This is a genomic window from Shewanella seohaensis (genome assembly GCF_023283775.1).
Lineage (GTDB): Bacteria > Pseudomonadota > Gammaproteobacteria > Enterobacterales > Shewanellaceae > Shewanella > Shewanella seohaensis.
This window is the reverse complement of the sequence record NZ_JAKILE010000001.1, coordinates 283,133-304,370: the sequence shown is the minus strand read 5'-3', so window position 1 is coordinate 304,370 and position 21,238 is coordinate 283,133. Positions and strand designations below refer to the sequence as shown.

The 21,238-nt window shown below is 47.3% G+C and carries 18 protein-coding genes; 2 read left to right on the top strand and 16 right to left on the bottom strand.

Annotated elements, in window-relative coordinates; translation table 11 throughout:
• Nucleotides 1-43: 43 nt before the first annotated feature.
• The gene (gene cyaB / locus L2713_RS01305) at nt 44-649 is read left to right on the top strand and encodes a class IV adenylate cyclase (protein ID WP_248966759.1); all 606 of its coding nucleotides are present in this window, start codon (nt 44-46) and stop codon (nt 647-649) included.
• Nucleotides 650-700: 51 nt separating this feature from the next.
• Here the strand turns inward: cyaB and L2713_RS01300 are convergent, their stop codons facing one another.
• The 9 genes from L2713_RS01300 to L2713_RS01260 all read right to left on the bottom strand — a co-directional run bounded on the left by L2713_RS01300 (nt 701) and on the right by L2713_RS01260 (nt 13,402).
• The gene (locus L2713_RS01300) at nt 701-880 is read right to left on the bottom strand and encodes a helix-turn-helix domain-containing protein (RefSeq protein WP_011623867.1); all 180 of its coding nucleotides are present in this window, start codon (nt 878-880) and stop codon (nt 701-703) included.
• 95 nt (nt 881-975) lie between these two features.
• Entirely contained in the window at nt 976-1,710 is a 735-nt protein-coding gene (locus L2713_RS01295) for a DUF599 domain-containing protein (RefSeq protein ID WP_248966596.1), read from the bottom strand.
• Between the two features lie 629 nt (nt 1,711-2,339).
• The gene (locus L2713_RS01290) at nt 2,340-2,963 is read right to left on the bottom strand and encodes a hypothetical protein (protein ID WP_248966595.1); all 624 of its coding nucleotides are present in this window, start codon (nt 2,961-2,963) and stop codon (nt 2,340-2,342) included.
• A 510-nt stretch (nt 2,964-3,473) separates the two neighbouring features.
• Complete coding sequence (locus L2713_RS01285) at nt 3,474-4,481, bottom strand: IS110 family RNA-guided transposase (protein ID WP_248966594.1); 1,008 nt, start codon at nt 4,479-4,481, stop codon at nt 3,474-3,476.
• Nucleotides 4,482-4,712: 231 nt separating this feature from the next.
• Nucleotides 4,713-6,560, bottom strand: coding sequence for an ATP-dependent nuclease (locus L2713_RS01280; RefSeq protein ID WP_248966593.1), 1,848 nt, complete (start codon nt 6,558-6,560; stop codon nt 4,713-4,715).
• A gap of 650 nt (nt 6,561-7,210) precedes the next feature.
• Nucleotides 7,211-10,405, bottom strand: a complete 3,195-nt coding sequence (gene putA, locus L2713_RS01275) for a bifunctional proline dehydrogenase/L-glutamate gamma-semialdehyde dehydrogenase PutA (protein ID WP_248966592.1) — start codon at nt 10,403-10,405, stop codon at nt 7,211-7,213.
• A gap of 258 nt (nt 10,406-10,663) precedes the next feature.
• Nucleotides 10,664-11,212 (bottom strand): TIGR04211 family SH3 domain-containing protein, encoded by a 549-nt coding sequence (locus L2713_RS01270; protein WP_164717988.1) that lies wholly within the window; start codon nt 11,210-11,212, stop codon nt 10,664-10,666.
• A 194-nt stretch (nt 11,213-11,406) separates the two neighbouring features.
• On the bottom strand, nt 11,407-12,696 hold the full coding sequence (locus tag L2713_RS01265; RefSeq protein WP_248966591.1) for an inorganic phosphate transporter: 1,290 nt from the start codon (nt 12,694-12,696) through the stop codon (nt 11,407-11,409).
• 25 nt (nt 12,697-12,721) lie between these two features.
• Nucleotides 12,722-13,402, bottom strand: a complete 681-nt coding sequence (locus tag L2713_RS01260; protein WP_011623862.1) for a TIGR00153 family protein — start codon at nt 13,400-13,402, stop codon at nt 12,722-12,724.
• Nucleotides 13,403-13,633: 231 nt separating this feature from the next.
• Between L2713_RS01260 and L2713_RS01255 the strand changes: the two genes are divergently transcribed.
• Nucleotides 13,634-15,145 (top strand): CYTH domain-containing protein, encoded by a 1,512-nt coding sequence (locus L2713_RS01255; RefSeq protein WP_248966590.1) that lies wholly within the window; start codon nt 13,634-13,636, stop codon nt 15,143-15,145.
• Nucleotides 15,146-15,198: 53 nt separating this feature from the next.
• On the opposite strand, the gene L2713_RS01250 is transcribed toward L2713_RS01255, so the two are convergent.
• From L2713_RS01250 to L2713_RS01220, 7 genes are all read right to left on the bottom strand, one after another.
• On the bottom strand, nt 15,199-16,023 hold the full coding sequence (locus L2713_RS01250) for an ion transporter (protein WP_089068997.1): 825 nt from the start codon (nt 16,021-16,023) through the stop codon (nt 15,199-15,201).
• A gap of 133 nt (nt 16,024-16,156) precedes the next feature.
• Nucleotides 16,157-16,486: a hypothetical protein gene (locus tag L2713_RS01245; protein ID WP_011715971.1), complete on the bottom strand. Its 330-nt coding sequence runs from the start codon at nt 16,484-16,486 to the stop codon at nt 16,157-16,159.
• 107 nt (nt 16,487-16,593) lie between these two features.
• The gene (locus L2713_RS01240) at nt 16,594-17,247 is read right to left on the bottom strand and encodes a DUF4178 domain-containing protein (RefSeq protein WP_248966589.1); all 654 of its coding nucleotides are present in this window, start codon (nt 17,245-17,247) and stop codon (nt 16,594-16,596) included.
• A gap of 149 nt (nt 17,248-17,396) precedes the next feature.
• Nucleotides 17,397-18,086, bottom strand: a complete 690-nt coding sequence (locus L2713_RS01235) for a PspA/IM30 family protein (RefSeq protein ID WP_248966588.1) — start codon at nt 18,084-18,086, stop codon at nt 17,397-17,399.
• Nucleotides 18,087-18,098: 12 nt separating this feature from the next.
• On the bottom strand, nt 18,099-18,512 hold the full coding sequence (locus L2713_RS01230) for a YjfI family protein (protein WP_007645549.1): 414 nt from the start codon (nt 18,510-18,512) through the stop codon (nt 18,099-18,101).
• A gap of 78 nt (nt 18,513-18,590) precedes the next feature.
• Entirely contained in the window at nt 18,591-20,324 is a 1,734-nt protein-coding gene (locus L2713_RS01225; RefSeq protein ID WP_248966587.1) for a polyamine aminopropyltransferase, read from the bottom strand.
• Between the two features lie 4 nt (nt 20,325-20,328).
• Complete coding sequence (locus L2713_RS01220; protein ID WP_248966586.1) at nt 20,329-21,228, bottom strand: DUF350 domain-containing protein; 900 nt, start codon at nt 21,226-21,228, stop codon at nt 20,329-20,331.
• Between the last annotated feature and the right edge of the window lie 10 nt (nt 21,229-21,238).

Genomic DNA, 21,238 nt, shown 5'->3' with positions numbered 1-21,238 from the left:
GCAGGAGTGAAGCCTTTATATGAGTAACCCAATGCCAGCAGACATGGTGCCAAAAGAATTGGCACCAAAAGAATTGGCAGCAAAAGAATTCGCTCCGCAAATTAACGCCCATTTTAACGGTAAGTTTGAGGTAGAGCTTAAGTATCGACTCACGGACCGTGAGGCCTTTTGGGCGCGTTTAAGTGCCAAATCCCCCGAGGTGATGCTCGAGGATAATCTTGAGCATGACTGCTATTTTGATTCGCCCTCAGTGTCGTTAGCGGCGGAGCATAAAAGCCTATGTATTCGCGAGATGCAGCCCTCTGGCATCATGCTGTGGATAGTGAAAGGGCCCGAGAAGGACCGCTGTGAGGCGGTTAATATCACGGATGCCAACAAGGCCAAAAGTATGCTGCGGACGTTAGGCTATCAATGTGTGCTTGAGATTAAAAAACGTCGCAGCGTGTATTTTCTCGGGGAATTTCACTTAACGCTTGATTGGCTCGAAGGCTTAGGTGACTTTGCCGAGCTTGCTATTATGACTAATGATGAAGCTAAGCTGCCAATCTATGAGGCGCAGCTCCTCGCCTTAGCCGCAGAGCTTGGGCTAGAGGAATCACAGCGGGAGTTCTTATCTTACAGACAGTTACAGATGGCTATACAAGGATAAGCGAGGCATCCCAAGTCCATTTGGGGATGAATCGACAAAAGGCGCGGCGGCTTATCTTCCTAAGCGCTGCGAAAAGGCTAAGTAACGTTTGACCTCTTCTTCGGGGAATCGCAATTCTTCACCGTCTTTCACACTACTGAGCAGGTTTTCCCGCGCATAGCGTTTGATCGTTGCCGGACTCTTATCCAGCAACTTGCATACTTCATCCACAGTTAACAGATTATCACTCATGGCTCACTCCCATTATTGATTGGTGATTAACCCAATGAGTATAGAACAAGAATCAGACTGCGCTTTGGCTGGCACAGTCTTAGGTTAGCTGGCGACTACTTGGCTTGGCGCTGGGTTTCTCGCGCCTGATATTCGCTACCTAAATGTGCCTTGGCGGCGGTAATGGCTATTACGGCGCGGGATTTAAATTCGCGGCGATACAGGGTGACCACCACAAACAGGCTAGCCAAAATAAACAGTATCGGGTGCACAAACCAGCAGAGCACAGCCATCGAAAAGTAGTAAGCTCGCAGGCCATAGTTATAGGAATGGGCGGCTTGGTCTTGCACCGTCGCCATTTGCCGCGCGTAGGCTTTGAGGTTGTCATTGGCGCCTTCGCTATCCATGGGGCCTGCGCCTATCATCACGTTCACAAAGCCGTATTGGCGCATTGACCAAGTAAATTGGAAAAACGCCATCACGAAGATCACCACCAACAGCGCTAACTTCACTTGGACTAAGGAGTGATTCGGCGGCGTAGCATAGGGAATCGTAGCAATCACGGCTTCGAGGCGTTCAACCTGGGCAAATAAGGTTAATACCCCCGCGAGCACGAACAACGTGGTCGAGGCAAAAAAGGCAATATTACGCTCAAGGTTCGCTAATAACGCCGCATCGCCTACCCGCACGCCTCGAGTCATCAGCTCGAGCATCCAGTAAATTCGATGTTTATGCAGGCCACGGGCAATACAGTCGGTATCCTTCGCTTTGCGTCGGGCAAAAGCGGTATAGCCAGCCCAAGAAACGATAAACCACGTTAATGCAGAAATATCTAATAGCGAGAATGTCATAGCTGCCTTGAGAAAGTGACTTTGAGAAAGTAAAAAATCGGTTGATTGAATGGCGATTATGAAGGTTTTTATCTCTTAGGCGCAATCCCCTCATATCGCTTTCAAATCTCACCTATTCACAATTTGAAGCCGCTCACATTGGCTTTCAAACGTCTTGCTTAGTGAGACTCAGTTTTGAGGAAATTCATGTGAGGTAAGTGAGTGAGAAAAATGCGTTGGGGTCATACCTCGGAGCGGGGCGCTTGAGGATTAAGTGTCCTTAATGCTATTGCGTTAAATGGCGGCCGTTCGGCCGAGGTGAATCAAAGTCGTGGGGCTTCACCCCACACCCGACCAAAAGGGGAAAAACGCCTGTTCCCCTTTTGGAAATCCCCCGGCGTCCCTAGCGAAGTTACATGCATTGATGAGTGGCTTCGTGCTTATTCGAAAATAGCTAACGCTTCCGATGGGGCGTCCCTTCCCCCCGAAAGCTACGCAGACGTCCTATCTGCGTCACGCGATTTTCTTCAACGCCCTTCAGCAACTTCGCAGGGGAAGGTGAACTTCTGACGCAACTGTGCGAGCTATTAGTCCCCGAAGATCTGTGCCTGTCTTGTCTTTTGTCCCATCTTTTTGTTAATGGTTAGAACTTAGTTCGTTCTAATTATTAAGTGGCCGGGACATAATGAGTCCATGATTTTTGCAATATCTTGGCAGGTCATTGGTTTTTCACGCAAATTTAAATCGTTGTATAAGCTATCAATTGTCCCCGTAACTGGATCTAAATATGTTGCTTTTGAAATGTTTATAACAAATTCAAGTTGATCACGGTTAGATTGAAGTGCACACTTTTTCAACAGGATTTCATTCAAATTGTAATATTCATTTCTCTTTTGAACATCACGTTGCTTTTCATATGGACAATTCTTATTGGTGATTGATTGTGTCATCAGGCTTAAGTCTGTTTTTGTACTTGAAAAGTCAAATATTGGACTGGCTATGATTGCAGCAATAATACCGACAACCATAAATATTGCACAAATTGTCTCCCAATATCCTTCATAAAGAGTGAACGGGTTTATACGTAGGAAAAAAGGAATGGTGACTAATAACGCAACCAAGAAGTATAGGACCGCAGCTAACGGTTGGTTTTCTGCGATTTTTTTGAAAATCATGTAACTCAAAAGTATTGTAATAGAAAATACTATAAGACATTGAATGTAATGGAGTATTTTTACCATCATCGTTCCGCAAAAGAGTTGTGGTTGTTCCATCTTTTTTGGTGTTTGAATTGGCAAGCTTATCGCGGTGGGTATATGAGTAATTGCGGCCTTTCGGCCGAGGTGAATCAACGTCGTGGGGCTTCACCCCACACCCGACCAAAAGGGGAAAAGCGCCTGTTCCCCTTTTGGATATCCCCCGGCGTCCCCAACGGAGTTGAAAGCCCCTTGGCCATTAAGCGTTCTTATGCTATCGCGTCAGACGCTCGTCCCTGATTCGACTGACGCTATCTCGGCATATATGGACCCATCCGGTTTGCAAGACATTCGATAGCGATTTTGAGAAGAGTTCATTGCACCCATATATCCGGCCTGTTGTTGAGGGATCTCTCTGGCCCTGATGGATATCTGCTTCTACTGCCCTTATCATCCTTGCGGCTTCATTATGAGCCTATGCCCGACTAAGGTTTTCAGTAGATCAGTCTGACTGTCTCATCATCAAATCAAGTGTCTTAGCAACTTGCTGGTTGGTTAATTATTAACGTTTATTGAATCTATTCAGCACTATACTGGAAGTCGATATTCTTCGTCATGCGCCGCGATAACCCATGCCATTCTGGCGAGCTTATTGGCGACGGCCACACAAGCTCGGTTAAAGCCTCGGCGCTCTGCTAACTGGATTGCCCAGCAACTAAACTTATCTTGCTTATTCTGGCTGTGTTGCAACACCGCTCTGGCGCCGTGAATGAACAGGGTGCGTAAATACGCATTTCCCCGTTTGCTTATTCCAAGGAGGTTGTCTTTACCTCCACTGCTGTGTTGCTTGGCACACCAAGCTGAAAAGTGCCTACCATTAGTGAAATCTTTACCATCACCTGCGGCGGCATAAAAGGCGGTAGCGGTGACGGGACCAATACCTGGGATAGTCTCTAAACGCTGGCAAATCACATTGTTTTTAGTTTCAGTGAGTACTTGGGCATCACAACCCTTAAGCCGTTTTTCTATATCACTAAACTCTTCATATAACTGATAAAAAATGGCCCGACCTTTGGTGGTCAGCGCATTGGTTTCATCCGCTAAAATATCTGGGAACTGTACTTTAAAAGCCGATTTACTTTTGGCTATCACGATGCCGTATTCTGCTAACATGCCTCGCACTTGGTTGATTAACGCTGTTGATTGCTTAGTTAATCGCTCACGCATACGGTGGAGCAGTTGCACATCTTGCTGCTCGACGCTTTTGGGTTTTACAAACCGCATGTTGGGTCGCTGCGCAGCTTCAGCGATGGCTAAGGCATCGTTGTAGTCATTTTTGTTACCTTGCCGAAAAGGCACGACAAATTGAGGTGCGATTAGCTTGACGTTATGGCCCAACAGCTGAAATTCTCTGGCCCAGTAATTTGCTCCACCACAGGCTTCCATCACAATTAGGCACGGCTCAATTTGAGCAAGAGAGGGAAGCAAGTCTTTGCGTCTAAGCATTTTCTTTTTGATTAACTTGCCAGCTTTATCGACACCAACAGCATGAAAAACAGACTTTGCGATATCTAAACCAATTGTAGTAATCTTCATAGGTGGACCCGTCCTCTTTCTGATGAGTTTTAGCGACTACATCGTGGCCCATTGCGAGGCCGATTAAAAGTGGATGGGTCCATTCCATTATCCATGCCTCGCTCACGCAACGACCGCAAATGCCCTGCGGCAACTCCGAGGGGAGGGTGAACTTCTGACGCAACAGTGCGAGCTATTAATCCCCGAAGATCTGTGCCTGTCCTGTCTTTCCGAGGACTGCTGGTCTGTTTATTAAGAGGTGATACCTAGAGCTCTGTTAATAACTTGAGGTACATTGTCATCCCTGCTGAGTTCAACAGGGAAGCTATCAACGTCAAGGATATTACTTTTAATAGTAATGATGAGCCTGTCATTTTTAACTGCTAGATCAAACATTTCTGAACGTCCGCCAAGGATTGACCTAGCTAAAGCATTGAAGTGAGTTGATGTAGGAGTGCTCTTAAACATCTCATGCGCAGGAGATACAATGGCAAGGATTAGTGCTCTTAGTGCTTCGGCCTCACTTATTTTTTGAGTCATTGCAGCATGAGTAATGCATCTGATGACATCTCCATATGACGTTGTTAAATCAGACTTGTTAATGCTGTAGAATGAGTCAATTTCATCAATGGCAGCATTCGGTTTACCTATAGAGGTATTTTGATCTGATGTTAAGTAATATGATTCAATGGATCCTTTCCTAAGAATAAAGAGACCGCATTTTTCCAAAATGTTTAAAAGTGCTGTAAGTCTTCTTTTAATTGAAATGAATGGTTGGGGCAGTTCTTCATCTTCATGTGTAAAAAGTGTACAGAATGTTGCTCTGCGTTTTGAAACTATAAGATCATCATCTTGAGATTTGTTAATCCAGTATGGATGTTGCTCAGCTAATATGGCTATGCTATTCCATTCATTGGTAACAAGTCTGCAGAAGTCATTGTAAATATCTGTAGCCATATCATTTGCCGTGGCTGCCCCAGACTCACTTGCAAGTTCATCAGCATATGTATTCCCAACTAAGTAACCACTGACGAGAGCTGTTCCATCTGCAATACCATCAGCATCAACCAAGGCTACAGGTTCTTTGCCCATTAACCTAAAGAGCTTTGCGACGACTGACATCTGTCCTTTACCTATGACAGGTAAAAGTTGAGAGCCAGCCGCTTCAAGATGAATATCAAAAATATTTGATAAGGCACTACATATAAAAATATCGGATGGGCCTTCCACAAGTAAGGGGCGCTTTGAGAATAGGGCGAGTTTATGCTCCTGACCTAGTCGAGCGATAAGTTCTTTTACTTTTCTATTGTTTAATTCGCCAGCATCTGTTGGGATTTGTACTGGTGGTTTTGATATGCCGTGACAAAAGATAATTGATGGTAGATCTGATGGTTTATTGATCTTAAACATTTCTGTAGAGTGGGTCGCAATTACTATGATTTTTTTATATCCACCTTCATTTGGATGTCCAGATGCATTAATTATTTCTTGCAGAAGGAATGATTGAAGTTGTGGATGGAGAGAAACCTCTGGTTCATCAATAAGTAATGCCCCTACTTCATCATCATACAATGCAGATAATATCCCAACTAAATGAATTAAACCTGAGGCTTCTTTACCTGATGAATACTGACTATCAGGATTATCTAGATTAATGAATGATGCTTTGAGGCCATTGGAATCCCAATCGAGCACGATATCTTTGTTGAAGAGCTTGCGTAATCGCTCTTGGATTTTAATTAGTATATCTGCACGTTGGGATAAGGTTTGAAAATCACCGTTTAAAGTTTCAATTGAATGTCTTCTGCTTGTATCAGATGAGCTTCCTAGTCGAGCACGATCAAAATCTGGATTTCCACCATATCCACCGTAATCTGAGCGGTAGTTCTCAAGTGGGCTCATTCTGCCAGCAGACAAGAAACGAACCTTTTTGTTTTCTAAATGGGGAAGGAGGGCATATTTTAATGAACGTAAAATATGTGTTTTTCCTGAACCATTTGGGCCAATTAGGGTAGTCAATCCATTGTGAAGAATTATTTCTAGAGTGCTATTTACTGCTTGGCTATCAATATTGGCAGTAACCGTGATAGGGAAACTCATTTGTATCTCCATGTTATTTATGAAGTCATCATTTATAAGCAGTTAATCTTATGCTAACCGAAGCGTAATCCCATTGGAATCATTTGAGATTCATTTACTTGTGCAATGACTAAACCACCATAAACCCCGCTTTCTCTCATGCCGCCACACTATGGCGGCATGAACATATCCAAGACCTTATATTCAGCGCCCTTCAGCTGCTCACAAAGAAGGACAGGTAGAACTCTTTTCAGATTAACAGCTGGCACTGTAATTTCAGGAGTTCACCTTCCCCTGCGAAGCCACTAACCAACGCAGTAACTTCGCTAGGGGCGTCTTGGAGCATCCAAGGGCGAAGGCTAAAAGTCGCTTTGAGCGCGAGATAGGGATATCGAGCTGGCTATTTAACATGGACGTTTTTGATAGGACGAGCAGTCCTCCTTGGTCGGGTGTGGGGTGAAGCCCCACGACTTTGCTTTTGATTGATAAACTCAAATGAAAAATGCGAAGACTCCCATAATATTCAGATATCTAAAAATCATCCCTCAAATGATGCCAAAGTAATTGATTGATATAATTATTTATGGAATTGCATTTAGCTGTAAGTATTTATTCGCCAATAAAAAAGCCAGACAGAGTCTGGCTTTCGTTTATCAATAAGTCATTAGGACTTAGGCGTCGCTATCACCCAGTGACAACAGGGTCGCATTACCACCGATAGCGGTGATGTTGTTAGTGCGAGTCTTTTCAGTCACGAAGCGAGTTAAGTAGTGTGGACCACCGGCCTTTGGACCTGTGCCCGACAGACCTTGGCCGCCGAAAGGCTGTACGCCAACCACTGCGCCGATTTGGTTACGGTTAATGTACACGTTACCTACGTTAACCTTGTCAGCCACTTCGAGGGCGTGGCCTTCGTTACGGCTGTGGATGCCTAAAGTTAAGCCAAAGCCTGTGCTGTTGATTTCATCGATCACATGGGCAAGTTCAGATGCCTTGTAACGGATCACGTGCAGGATTGGACCAAAGTGTTCTTTTTCAAGCACTTTGATTGAGTCAATTTCAACGGCAGTTGGTGACACAAAGTGGCCATTCTCGGTACCCGCTGGCAGAGACATTTGCTTGATCAACTTACCCACTTGCTTGATGTGGTCGATATGGGCGTCAAGGTTCGCCTTCGCGGTCGCATCGATAACTGGGCCTACGTCAGTTTTCACTGAACTTGGGTTGCCAATCACTAACTCATCCATTGCACCTTGGAGTACGTCGATAACGCGGTCTGCAATATCTTCCTGTAGGAAGAGTACACGCAGCGCCGAGCAGCGTTGACCCGCACTGGTGAAGGATGAAGACACTACATCGTTAACCACTTGTTCTGGCTGAGAAGTAGAGTCAACCACCATAGCGTTTTGACCACCAGTTTCGGCGATTAACGGAATAATTGCGCCTTCACGGTTTGCCAGTGTGCGGTTGATGAGTTTGGCTGTGCCAGTTGAACCGGTAAAACATACGCCGCCGATGCGCTCATCAGCCGTCAGTGCGTTACCTACGGTAGCGCCAGTGCCTGGTAGATATTGCAGCACGTCCGTTGGAATACCCGCTTGGTGTGCGAGCTGCACTGCGCGGTAACCAATGATAGAAGTCTGTTCAGCAGGTTTAGCCACTACAGTGTTACCTGCAGCGAGGGCTGCCGAAACTTGGCCTAAGAAGATAGCTAATGGGAAGTTCCATGGGCTGATACAGACGAACACACCGCGACCTTGGAGGAAGAGTTCGTTTAACTCACCCGTTGGGCCTGGGAGCAGTTCAGGTTTTGACATCAGCTTCTTAGCTTGCACCGCGTAGTAGCGGCAGAAGTCTACGGCCTCACGCACTTCGTCGATACCGTCTTGAATGCTCTTGCCCGCTTCACGGGTACAGAGGGCAATCAGTTCTTCGCGGTTTTCTTCTAACAGATCCGCCAGCTTTTGTAGGGCTGAGGCGCGCACTTCAACCGGAGTACGAGTCCAAGTTGCAAACGCGGCATCGGCAGAGGCGACAGCTTGTTCGATAGCCGCTTTGTCGGCAAAGGCCACTTGACCCACGGTTTGGGTGGTATCGAATGGGCTCACCACGGTTTTGTGCTCGCCAGTTAAGGTTTGACCATTAACCAGAGGGCCCGCTTGCCACTGCGTCGATTTGAATTTGTCTAAGGCCGCGAAGAATGGCTCTGCTTCTGAAATGATGTTCATATTGAGTCCCTTGGAATTTTTGCGATCGCTACCGAAGATGTCGGTAGGTAAAACGATTTTGTTGTTAGCCAGGGTTTTGTAGCCTGTCAGGGTTTTCAGTGGGTGAACCACTAAAGACTCGATAGGGGTTTTCGGGTCGACCAGCTTGTGTACGAACGAGGTGTTCGCACCGTTTTCCAGCAGGCGACGCACTAAGTAGGGCAGCAGATCCTTATGGGCACCGATTGGAGCGTAGATACGTACCGCTTTCGCGCCAGCTTCCGACAGAATAGTGTCGTACAGCTCTTGTCCCATACCGTGTAGGCGTTGGAACTCGTGGTTACGATCGCCCGCCATATCGGAAATCGCGGCAACGGTTTGCGCGTTGTGGCTGGCAAATTGTGGGTAAATCGCGCCGCGGGTGGCGTCGGATAACAGGTAACGCGCACAGGCTAAGTAAGAAACGTCAGTACCGGCTTTGCGGGTGTAGAGTGGGTAAGCAGCTTCGCCAGCTTGTTGTGCCCATTTCAGCTCGCTATCCCAGTAGGCGCCTTTCACTAAGCGAACGGGGATTTCGTCGCCTTGCTCTTTCGCTAGGCGGGTTAACCATACCAGCACCGGCAGGGCGCGCTTAGAGTAAGCTTGCACCACAATACCGAGTAAGCCCCAACCCTTAGTGGCGTCAGAATTAAACAGTTTTTGGAACAGTTTTAGCGACAGTTCGAGGCGGTCAACTTCTTCGGCGTCGATAGAAATACCGATATTTAAGCCACGGGCTAACTTAATTAAGCGAATAACGGTGTCATACAGCTCGGTCAGTACACGGTCTTCGTTAGCGACCTCGTAACGTGGGTGCAGTGCCGACAGCTTGATAGAAATAGTTGGGCGTGGAGATTCGTTTTCGTTATAGCTTTGCGCGCCTAACTCGGTAATCGCATTGGCATAATCGGTAAAGTATTTTTCGGCATCTTTACGCGTCAGCGCGGCTTCACCCAGCATATCGTAGGAATGGGTGTAACCTAATTTACGCTTGTCTTCGCTGTTCTTGAGCGCTTCTTTCATGGTGCGGCCGAGAACGAACTGCTTACCCATGATCTTCATCGCCGCCATCATGGCTTGGCGGATCACAGGCTCACCTAGACGATTCACTAAACGGTTTAACAGGTTGCTTGGCGTACCATCGATTTTTTTATCGAGTTTGACGATTTTGCCAGTGAGCATCAGGCCCCAAGTGGAGGCGTTAACCAGAACCGAATCGCTCTTGCTTAAGTGTTCATCCCATTTCGCGCCTGAGAGTTTATCTTCAATCAAGGCGTCGGCGGTGGCCGCATCGGGAATACGCAGCAGGGCTTCGGCTAAACACATCAGGATAATCCCTTCCTGTGTTTCTAGGCTGTATTGCTGCAGGAAGGCGTCGATGCCAACCATTAAACCTTTCTTATCGAATTGACGAACTTTGTTGACCAGTTCGTGGGCACGACGAGTGACGCGCTCGATGGCTTCATCACTGGAGGGCACTAGTTTGATTAGCTCTGACAAGTATTGTTCTTCATCGACAATGTAGTTGTCGGTGACGGCTTTGAACAGTTCGTCGAGATTGGCAGAATCGTAGCGGCCTGCCAGCACTTCACTCGCTTTGAACATAGTAATCGCTTCCATCTTGGCCAGTTGTTTTGGGCTCTATTGTTGAAACAAAAATGGGGGGCGCGAAACGCATTTGATATTTTGTATACAATATGAAGCTTTGCGCGCGCAGATTATACAACCAAAATGTGACGGACAACACTATAGCGTGAAAGAATGTGAAGATTGTTTGATTAGCTTGTTACGCGCCAGATGTAACGCTCAATTGACAAAAAAGCCAGTGTTTGAAAACACTGGCTTTTGATTTTACTTTCAGCGGATTCGCGTAAAAATTTACATCCAACGCTTTTTATTACGGCGCTGCGGTCTTGGTAGATAAACCAAAATCACCCCGACCACTAAACCGGCGGCGGCGATCAGTCCACCTTCACGCCAGAGGGCAAATTGTGCTTCTTGAGCGCTGCGATCCACGGCCACTTTCAAACTATCACGCTCTTGAGTAGTTTTGCTGAGCATAGTTTCGGCTTCGGTCAGCTTGGCTTTAAGCTCGGCCACTTCATCGGCATGGTTATCGGTTGAGCTCATCACTTCGTCCAGTTTAGCTTTGGCTTCAGCCAGTTCACTGGTGAGTGACGATACTTGCTCGCGGAAACTGGGTGCCGAGCTAATCATGTTAGTCGGTATCCAACCTTCACGGCCCTTGTGGTCGACAATTTTGGAGTAATCGCCTTGGGTTTCGCCTAATAAGGTAATTGGTTGACCCGCTTCAATTGAGCCTAAGATACGGTAGTCTGTACTCGGACCATTGAGAATATAAAGAAACACGTTGTCCGAGATATAGCGGGGTTGGCCTTCGGCCAGCAGGTTGGGGGAGAGTAACATCATTCCCACCAGAGTCAGCATTCTTAACACTTTTGTATTCTCATCAACGAAATAGTGACCACATGCTAGGGATTTGAGGCCTGCAATGCAAGAGGGAAGTCATAGACTTCCCTCAACTTTGCCGCATCCATGCTAGCGATTCCTGTGTGTTTGTGCGTTTCTACGGCAAGCTTGCCATAGTCACCTTGGGCTTCTTAGTTAAAGATACCTTTAATCATAAAGAAGAAGATGATCGACAGACCTGCACCCGCAGGTAAGGTGACCACCCAAGACACAACGATATTACGCACTACGCCGATATTGATTGCAGCAATACCACGGGCCATACCCACACCTAATACCGCACCGACTAAGGTTTGGGTAGTAGAGATAGGTAAACCAGTACCAGAAGCAATAACGACAGTCGAGGCAGCGGCTAATTCGGCAGCAAAACCACGGCTTGGCGTTAAGTGAGTGATGTTTTTACCAATGGTTTGCATCACGCGCTTACCGAAGATTGCCAGACCCATCACGATACCCACGGCACCTAAAGGCAGGATCCACCAAACTAATGCAGATTTAGACGCAATTTCACCGCCACTGTTTACCACAGAGACAACCGCCGCTAATGGGCCAATCGCGTTAGCTACGTCGTTTGAACCGTGGGCGAACGCCATACAACAGGCGGTCAGAACCATCAGGATAGCAAACACTTTTTCAACGTTAGCGTACATGGTTTTGTGGGTGGCTTTCTCATCCATTTTTAAACGAGAAATCACCACTTTACCCACGATACCCACGATCAGCGCAATCACACCGGCTAGCATGTATGCTTCGGCACCTTTTAAGTGAATACCAACGTGTGATAAACCCTTAAGGATAGTGACTAACGACATGATAAAGCCCGCAAATGCCATGTAGAAAGGCACATAACGTTTCGCGTTAGCGAGTGGGTTATCTGTGTTGAAAATCAGTTTTTGTGTGCTTTGGAACAGAATGAAAGCCATAAAGCCAGAGATTGCAGGGGTGATGACCCAAGAGCCAACGATACCACCTACTTTTTCCCAAGCGACTGAATCAGTGCCAACACCCACAGCCGCGAAGCCGATAATCGCACCCACGATTGAGTGAGTGGTCGATACTGGCCAGCCTAAGGCTGATGCGACAACTAACCAAATCCCCGCGGCTAACAGCGAGCCAATCATGCCGTATACCAGCAATTCAGGGGTTTGGGTAAAGTAGCTTGAATCAATAATACCGTTACGGATCGTACTGGTTACTTCGCCGCCGGCTAAGTAAGCACCAGCAAATTCGAAGATCATTGCGATAATAATCGCTTGTTTAATAGTAATCGCGTTGGAACCCACAGAGGTTCCCATTGCATTGGCCACGTCGTTCGCACCAATACCCCACGCCATTAGAAAACCAAACGCGGCCGCAATGGCAATAAGCCACGGCCCATTAGTGGCTAAGACGTTAGCCACCTCCATACCTGCATCAACCATATTGATACCTTGATAACCTTATTTATTAAACGCGAGCCAGCATGAGCTCAAGACGCGAACCGACTCGTTCGGCAAGATCTGCAAGACCGCCGACCCATTCAATCGTTTTATAGAGGAACATCACATCGACAGGATTCAATTCTGATTCCAATGCAAATAGTTGACGACGTAATTGAATTTGCAGATCGTCAGTATCTTCTTCGATGATATCGAGTTCGTTGATCATTTTAGCCACTAAGTCGACTTCACGACCGCGGAAACCTGCTTCAAGCAAATCTTCGAGTTCGTTAATGACTTGTTTTGCAAGACCTACTGCGTCGATACAACGTTGTAGATACGCAATAAATGGCACTTGCATGACCTGAGGGATTAATAATTGACGGCCGATAACACGACCAGAGATATCTTTTGCTTTGTTAGCGATTTTGTCTTGTTGAGTCAGTAGTTCCAATAGATCTGTACGCTCAACTGGCATAAACAAGCCGCTTGGCAGAGTGAGGCGAATTTCACGCTTGAGTGAGTCACCTTGCTTTTCCGCTAAACTGATTTGCTTACGAAGTTGAACTGCGCCATCCCAGTTACCTGTGATGGTGGCTTCGAAAAAGGGGACCAGTAACGATGCGCAATCGTAGACTTTGTCCATGTGCTCTTGAAGAGGCTTGATTGGCGATTTTGCAAACACGCCCAAAATAGAGTTTACTGGCATTGCCGTTTACCTATTTAGATTGTTCCATGATTGGAAAAAGCGGGCGCATGTTACCCTATGCGTCCGCGTATTGAAACTGTGTTTTTTGAGAAAAAATCACAGCTTTATTCTAACGGGTTATATACCAACTTCAAAACCAAATCCTACGGGATTTTTATGACACATTTGTGACATTATGAACTAAAAGTGACGCATCAATGAATATTTGATGACAAAATGAGCGGTGCCGCAATGAATGCAGAGATAGAATTAAAACTGTTTTTCCTTCCTAAGTTTCAAGAATCCTTGATAAATAAGTTAGATAGCCTGCCAAACGCCACTCCGCAGGGAAAGCGTCGCTTAAGCAACGGTTACTTTGATACCCCCGGGTTACAATTACGCCAATGGGACATGGGGTTAAGGGTACGCGGGTTTGATGGTCACAAAGAGCAAACCATTAAGACGGCGGGGCAAGTTGTGGGCGGGATCCATTCGCGTCCCGAATATAACGTCACCATTGAAGCCGACAGCCCAAATTTAAGCCTCTTTCCCGCCACTATCTGGCCCGCGAATGCCGATTTAGCCTCAGTGCAAGCGGCGCTTGGCTGTGTATTTCACACCGATTTTTATCGCCGCGCCTGGCATGTGACTCTTGAAGAGAGCCTTATTGAGGTTGCTTTGGATACGGGTGATATTACCGCTAATGGTCAGCATGAAGCCCTATGCGAACTCGAATTTGAGCTATTGTCGGGGGATGCCAGTGCCTTATTAACCTTGGCGATGCAAGTGGCCTATAGCGTTCCTGTTCGTTTAGGTAAAGCCAGTAAGGCGCAGCGCGGCTATCGACTCGCGGGGCAATCTAAGCCGTTAACCTTGAGTGCGCTAGAGTTTTTACCGCTGCCCGTGCCAGAGGATCTCAACCTTCATCAGCCCCACCAACAGGATTTAACGGCTACCTGCCAAGTGCTACTGGAAACTGCACTCGAACGTTGGCAGCTGCTCGAAGCCATGATTGTTGAAGAACAAGACAACGAAGCCGTAATAGCCCTGTGGTGGCGGATGCGCGCCTGTATCCGTTTATTACGGATGACGCTAAGCCAGTTTGGCCTCGCTAACACTACTTTGATGCAGCACTTTAATCTGATTGAATCGCAACTGGTGTTCATTGAAGAGGCACAGGCCCTCGCAGCCTTGCTTGGCAGTCAAAAAGGCTTATTGGCTCGGCACGACGCCCGTCAAGCTTTGATGCAACAACTACAGCTGCAATTTGAAGCCATGGATATCTCTGGGCGGTTAGACTCACTCTGGCAAAGTGTTGAATACGGTCAATTGCAGTTAGCGATTGTTGAGATCCTATTGGCGCTCAGCGCGGGGAATATCGAACTGCCCGCAGAGCTTGGGTTATCCCAGCATGCTGATCATGCGCAGGAAGCCTCATGGCAGGCGGTACTCTCGGCCATGCCAAGCGATAAGACCATGACAGCCGAGGATTATTTGCAGTGCGCGTCGTTACTGGATGAGAGTATTCAAGTTGGACAAGCGTATGGGCTTTTGTATGAGGCAAAATCCCGCGATGCCTTTAGGGCACCTTGGCAGGATTTAGTGTTAGGGATTAGAACCTTAGCTTGTTATCAGCAATTAACGCTGGCGGCGCAAACCCTTGGCATCGACTTAAGCGACTGGCTTGAGGCTAAGCAGCAAAGCTTACTCTTTGCGATGGAGGCGTCGAGACAAAACGCGATGACGCAAACGACCTATTGGTAAATGGCCGATTGGTCATCAACCCATAGAATGAAGCTTAGGAAGGCCATGCCTTCCTAATTTTTTTGGGCTTCCAATGCCTGTTTTAACTCGGCAATTTTGGCCAGCATCTGCGCTTGATTTTGCTCCATCTGCCGCTGATTTTCTTCCATTCTGGCAAGAGCCATTTCGAGTTCGCTTTTAATCTCTGCCTTATGGGCGTCTTGACGTTCTTGGCGCTCGCTTTCATCGGGAGCGACAAATACCGAGGCCATATAACCCGAAATCACCCCGAAAAAACTCACGCCACTGACAATCACTATGCCGCCAACAATATGCCCTGCAGTGCTGACGGGATAAAAATCGCCATAACCCACGGTCGAAATAGTCACTAAGGCCCACCAAATGGCTTGCTCGGCAGTTTGGATATTGGCGCCCTCGGTGCCACTTTCGACAATCAGAATGATGATAGAAGCGAAGGTTAAAATGGTCACCATAGCGACCAGTAAGCTGGCGAGGGTTGCTTGTTTTCGCTGCTTTATCAATGGAATAAGGAAAGAACGGCTCATGCGAATTAAGCGTATCACCCGCAGAATTTGGAACACCCTCGCGATACGCAGTGCCTCGATGGCGGGAATACTGGCGATAAAATCAATCCAATGATGGCGCAGATAAAATACTTTATCGCGTGCGCGAAATAGGCCAACGAAAAAGTTAACCATAAAAATCATGCAAATCGTGGTATCGATAAAAAACAGTAACCGGTAGGTTTCTTTGTCGAGTCGGCCAAAGGTCATCACTAACACTATGATGACCGACAGCAGCGACAACAGCATCATGGCGAATTCGAAGGGAGATGGATTACCCAAAGAGCGGAGCGACCAAGGGGTTTTATCTGTCATGCCTAACATGATCCCTGTGTTTTAAGGCGAATGTCTAAGGTAAAAGAGTTTACGCTATGAGTAAATTAACTTTGTGATAAATCGCCCGACTTAGGTTTGTCGGGCGCTTAAATGCTTAGAGGCGTAACTGCGATTAATCTTCGGCGACAAAGCGTACTAAGTCTTCAAGCACGCGGCGTTTAATCTCAAGCTGAGAATCGGCGCTAAGACCATATTTTTCAGCGAGTTGTACATAATCTTCGGCGTTTAGTGAGACGGTTAAGCGGGGGCGAGTCGGACGTTTTGAAACACTTAAGCCTAAAATGGTACGGATTTGATCGGAAGGGCTGACACCCGCATCGAGCGCGGCTTTACGAATAGAATATTGAAACTTTTCATCGAGATCGAAGGCCACTTGCGTCGCTTTTGCGGCTTGCTGGTTCTTTTGCCATTGCTCTGGGAGAGGGTGTTTCGTTTTACTCATTAGGCGTTACCTGTTGCTATCAACCGTACATTTCGAGCGAATTCAATTGGGATTGTAATGGCTTAAGCGATAAAGTGCGAGTCGCGCACTTTATCCTATGCCAAACTTTATTGACCGGGCCAGTAGTCGCGAATGTCCGACAGGGGGCGGTATAAGGTCAGTACTACGTCCGTATCACCGCCTTCGTACACTTCGACTTCTACCGCGCGGCTTTCGTCATCGTCGAGCAGTAAATAATATTCGAAGGGCTCGCCGGTTGCACCATTGGCATCCTGCGGCGGTTTTAGGCCGCGGTAGTCTTCACGGTGAAAATAGCCAAACAGCGCAAAGGTTACTTGATGGTATTGTTTACCCAGCCATTGTTCGAGCTGCTCGGCTAGCTGAGGCGATAACTCTTGGGTGGTAAGTTCGGCGTGGCCTGGTTCATCGAACAGGGTACTGAATTGCTCTAAATCGAATAATTGTTCTACCTGTGCACGGGTAATTTTAAGGGAGAAGGCGAGGTAAGTTTCATCGTCTTCTTCAAGACTCAAAAATAGCGTCTCGCTACCGTGACCTTTTAGCACCCACTCGGTTTGCTGATTGCGTTCAAACTCATAGGTATTCACCGCTTCGACTTTCAGTTGTTGACCGCGCAATTGTGGCGGCAGAGCAAAACTATTGTCGATGGAGACCATATCGCCGATCTTGAGCGCAGAGGGATGATTGAGTTCACGCGCTGGCGGCGTCTTTTTACCAAAAATACTGTTAAAAAATCCCATATTCGCTCCTAAACAGTGCGCACCATGCCAAAGCTCACACCATGAGTGGCTGATTGGGCATATCCGTGTGTCTAAAACAAAAAACAAAAAAGCCGAGCACAATAGGGGGTGATGGTCCCATCGGTGCTCGGCGTTTGGTCAATCATGAATTAGCTTTTACGTGCCTTGATACGTTCGAGCACGGCGTTGGCATTCGATTTTTGCTCACCAATGCCTGCCTCGGCTAATTTGGCCTGCAATGATTTATCGCTGCCTTCTTCGGCTAAGGTTTCTGCGGCTTTCAATCTGTCGTCAAACTGTTGTTGACGCGCCTTGATACGCTCTAATGAATCTTTGGCATTCAGCAGCTTAGAGTTGCTTGAGGCAAAAGAGTCGGTAATGGTCGCCGTCGCTTTTTGTACGCTTTCGGTGGTTTTAACCATGCTTAACTGACGTTGATAATCAGACAGTTGACGCTCGGTCTTCTTCACTAAGTCTTTCAGGCGCAGTGCATGGGCGCTAAAGCTGTCATTGGCGCTTTGCTGCTCTGCCAGCTCTTGCTCTAATTGAGCAATTTTTTCAGCCACTTCAATGGCTAAGGCTTCGTTGCCTTTATCTAATGCTTGAGTTACATAGCCTTCGTGTTCGGCAATTGAGCGCTTTAAGCGGTCAACTTCGCGGCTGGCTTGCATTTCTTTCGCCATCACATCGGTCAGTTCGCGCTTGGCGTTGGTTAAATGTTTCTCGGCATCACGGATTTCCTGTTCGAAAATTCGAGTCGAGTTTGCGTCTACGATGCTTTGGCCAACTTCGGTGGCACCACCGCGAAACGCTGTTAAAATTTTGTTCAGAATGCCCATAATTGTGGCTCCTTATTTCAGATAGTCGACCATTTCATCGATAACTTCTAAGCAGTTATCGGATAAGACTGCTAACTCTTGCTCGATTTCGAGCATGCTAGATTGCAGAGACAGCGCGCCGTAAACCACGTATTTGTCATCAATTTTGGCAAAGGCTGACAATGGCATTGGAATGTTTAATTCGAGCATGGTCTCAAACATTTCGCTGCGACGTTCTTGGTTTACTTCGTTCTCGCCCCACAGGTAGCTGATGCAGAGAATTTGGTTGTCCGTAACCGATACGAATACCGGGATTTCTTCACGGCCGACCACATTCACTTGCAACACTTCGACTTCACCATCAATTGGATAGCAATCGAATTGGAAGCCGGTCTGGCTGTTATTGCCAAGGCTGTTGAGGTGATTAGCAAGAGTATGGATATTCATATTTGTCCTTATTGACATATTATGTCTGTGTTCAAAGATAGCACCGAGACATAATATGTCAAGCACTATCTTTATCCGTTAAAAAAGATCCAGTCCTTGGGTTTCGGACCATGCCTGTTGATGATAATGGTACAACTGCAACGAACCGAGTTCGTTAGGCTTAATATTGGCGGCGTCCTGATAAAAATTGGCAGGAAATTCAAAGGCGCCTTTGACTAAACCTAAGGTTAACCAGTCATCCGCTATCGGCAGTGTTGTCAGCTCGCCTAAGCGATGCTGGGCATCTTTTCCCGATACAGTGGCAATGCTCCAGCCCCATTCTCCAAAGCTTGGGACGTTATGGTGATACTGTTTTACGTCAAACCCCGCTAAAGCCAAGGTTTTCGCGACCGAGATAAAGGCCTTTTGCGCGTGATAGGGCGAGGTTGACTGTACAGTCAGAGCGCCATCACTGCTCATTAGTTCCTTGAGCTTGCGATAGAAATAATCCGAATAGAGCTTATTTAAATCGGGATGGCTAGGATCGGGCAAGTCCACAATAATGGCATCGTATTTATCTCCTGCGGCAATCAATTTATCGACCCCATTAAAAGCGTCGTCGTGGATCACTTTAACGCGAGGATCGTTAAAGGCATTGCCATTGAGGGCTAACAGGGCTTGGCTTAGGCGCTTAGGCATATCCGTATCGGGCGTTTTAAAGAGTTGCACCAATGCGGCATCAAGATCGAGCAAGGTCACTTGCTCAGGTTCCCAACGCAGCACTTGCTTTAGGCCCAGTCCATCACCACCACCAATGATTAATACTTTGTTGTGGCGAGCGCTAGCAGCTAGTGTTGGGTGAACTAAAAACGCATGGTAGATATGCTCATCGATACTCGAAAACTGTAATCGGCCATTGATATACAAAGAGTATATGGGGGAGAGGCCATTGCCGCGTAAGCGCTCGGTAAAGGTGAGTTGTTGAAAGCGCGAGGCCTTAGCGTAAACCACTTTGTCTTTATAGAGCAGATTGTTGAACTGTTGCTCCCAATTCGGCCCTTGAATGGCGAGCAGCAATAATACGCCCGTGACCACAAAATGCCCCGCGAGCAATAATTTCGCCCTTTGGATCTTGGGCCAAAAACGCCAGATAAACACAAAGCCCGCGAGCAAGTTAAAGCTGGCGGTCAGCGCGGCGGCGAGTTGAATATCGATGGCCAGCATAAAGCCGACCCAAATGGCCGCGCCAATCCCTGCGCCAATATAGTCGGCGCCATAAATAGTACCGGCATTATGCAGTAAGTGCTCATCTGATAGAGATTGCCTCACCCTCGCGATCAGCGGAATTTCCATCCCGATCATCAAGCCGAGCAAAACGCCCCAGACATAGGGCAGATATTCGCTCAGCTTTTGCAGCGAGCCAATCATGCCACCCTCGGGCAGTTGATCCGGTGGTAAGCCTAAGGTGGAGGCGATAAGCATCGGTAGCTGCTGACCAAAACCTATCACGGCTGCGGTAATTAAAATCGCCAGCGAGCCGCAGAGCGCGACCGTGAGTTCGAGCACCACAAAGCCAGTAAAAGCATCTTTAATTTTGCGAGCGGCAAAGGCACCAAGACCCATGGAGACGATCATCAGGCCGATCATAGTGTAAATGGCGGCTTCTAACGCGCCTAAGATCCGGCCTGCGTAGTGGGACAACAGGTATTCGTAGATCAGGCCGCACCCAGCGAGTACGGCCATAATGCCCAATAGTAGGACATCATCGAACCAGCTTAGGCGACTCGTTTTTACCGTTTGAGTCGCAGAGCCGGTTATTTGGGATTCGTGCATTGGATTACGCCATTAGGGCCGTGAGAATAAGTGCGATAGCAATACTGATGGCCATTTCCACGGCAGCGATACCAATGTTGTGCTGTCTCTCTACCTCATCCGCTAAATCGATTCGTGCCAGCACCAGCTTTTTGATTACGAATAGCAGCAGTGTCAGTACCACCAACATGATGATAGAGAACACTAACCAGCCGATGATGTTGGTCACATAGGCGGTTGGGTTGAACAGGATAAAATGACTCGCGGCATTAAAGCTTAACGCCATGGCGATCATAAAACCTGCGTGGCGAATGGCTAACGCAGTGTGGCCTTGGGCGAGAGCTTGCTGCATGGAAGAGTCTTGATTACGACTCGCGAAGCGTTTTTCGCGTAGGCGGGTGAGTAGCACTAGCATCAACTGCGAAATCGCAAAGGCGCTGAAGATGGCAATAAAGGTATCGAGTGTTAAATCCTCGGCCCATAGCAGGACGGCGCGAATAATGATCGCGGTAGCGATGGCGGCGCTCGCATCTACAATGGCGACAGACACATTGCCTTTAAGGATTTGCTGATTCTTATCTAACTCATTTAGCGCGATTTTGTCGTGTAAAAAACGTCCGAGTTTAATCAGCACTAAACCAAATAACCCGTAGGCGCTCATGCCAATGGCTTCGGTTAAATACGAGGGCGCAGCTGTGCCAGTAATAGCACCGGTCAGCACTATGCCGAGCGCGGCAACGGCGCCGGCGGTGCTGATCCCAAAGGCAAAGTTATCGCGTTCAGCCAGTTCTTTACTGCTGTTGACTCTGACGCTCCAACCCTGCAAATAACGCATTAATGTCAACAAGATAACCGCAATAGTGAGGTCAATTGCCAGTATGGTGACTAGCTCTGGTGTGATACCGAAATCCTGAAATAATGTCATGGGAGATCCT

Coding starts and splice junctions, on each gene's coding strand:
- cyaB (WP_248966759.1), top strand. CDS start 44: ATGGTGCCAAAAGAATTGGCACCAAAAGAATTGGCAGCAAAAGAATTC.
- L2713_RS01300 (WP_011623867.1), bottom strand. CDS start 880: ATGAGTGATAATCTGTTAACTGTGGATGAAGTATGCAAGTTGCTGGAT.
- L2713_RS01295 (WP_248966596.1), bottom strand. CDS start 1,710: ATGACATTCTCGCTATTAGATATTTCTGCATTAACGTGGTTTATCGTT.
- L2713_RS01290 (WP_248966595.1), bottom strand. CDS start 2,963: ATGGAACAACCACAACTCTTTTGCGGAACGATGATGGTAAAAATACTC.
- L2713_RS01285 (WP_248966594.1), bottom strand. CDS start 4,481: ATGAAGATTACTACAATTGGTTTAGATATCGCAAAGTCTGTTTTTCAT.
- L2713_RS01280 (WP_248966593.1), bottom strand. CDS start 6,560: ATGAGTTTCCCTATCACGGTTACTGCCAATATTGATAGCCAAGCAGTA.
- putA (WP_248966592.1), bottom strand. CDS start 10,405: ATGGAAGCGATTACTATGTTCAAAGCGAGTGAAGTGCTGGCAGGCCGC.
- L2713_RS01270 (WP_164717988.1), bottom strand. CDS start 11,212: ATGTTACTCTCCCCCAACCTGCTGGCCGAAGGCCAACCCCGCTATATC.
- L2713_RS01265 (WP_248966591.1), bottom strand. CDS start 12,696: ATGGTTGATGCAGGTATGGAGGTGGCTAACGTCTTAGCCACTAATGGG.
- L2713_RS01260 (WP_011623862.1), bottom strand. CDS start 13,402: ATGCCAGTAAACTCTATTTTGGGCGTGTTTGCAAAATCGCCAATCAAG.
- L2713_RS01255 (WP_248966590.1), top strand. CDS start 13,634: ATGAATGCAGAGATAGAATTAAAACTGTTTTTCCTTCCTAAGTTTCAA.
- L2713_RS01250 (WP_089068997.1), bottom strand. CDS start 16,023: ATGACAGATAAAACCCCTTGGTCGCTCCGCTCTTTGGGTAATCCATCT.
- L2713_RS01245 (WP_011715971.1), bottom strand. CDS start 16,486: ATGAGTAAAACGAAACACCCTCTCCCAGAGCAATGGCAAAAGAACCAG.
- L2713_RS01240 (WP_248966589.1), bottom strand. CDS start 17,247: ATGGGATTTTTTAACAGTATTTTTGGTAAAAAGACGCCGCCAGCGCGT.
- L2713_RS01235 (WP_248966588.1), bottom strand. CDS start 18,086: ATGGGCATTCTGAACAAAATTTTAACAGCGTTTCGCGGTGGTGCCACC.
- L2713_RS01230 (WP_007645549.1), bottom strand. CDS start 18,512: ATGAATATCCATACTCTTGCTAATCACCTCAACAGCCTTGGCAATAAC.
- L2713_RS01225 (WP_248966587.1), bottom strand. CDS start 20,324: ATGCACGAATCCCAAATAACCGGCTCTGCGACTCAAACGGTAAAAACG.
- L2713_RS01220 (WP_248966586.1), bottom strand. CDS start 21,228: ATGACATTATTTCAGGATTTCGGTATCACACCAGAGCTAGTCACCATA.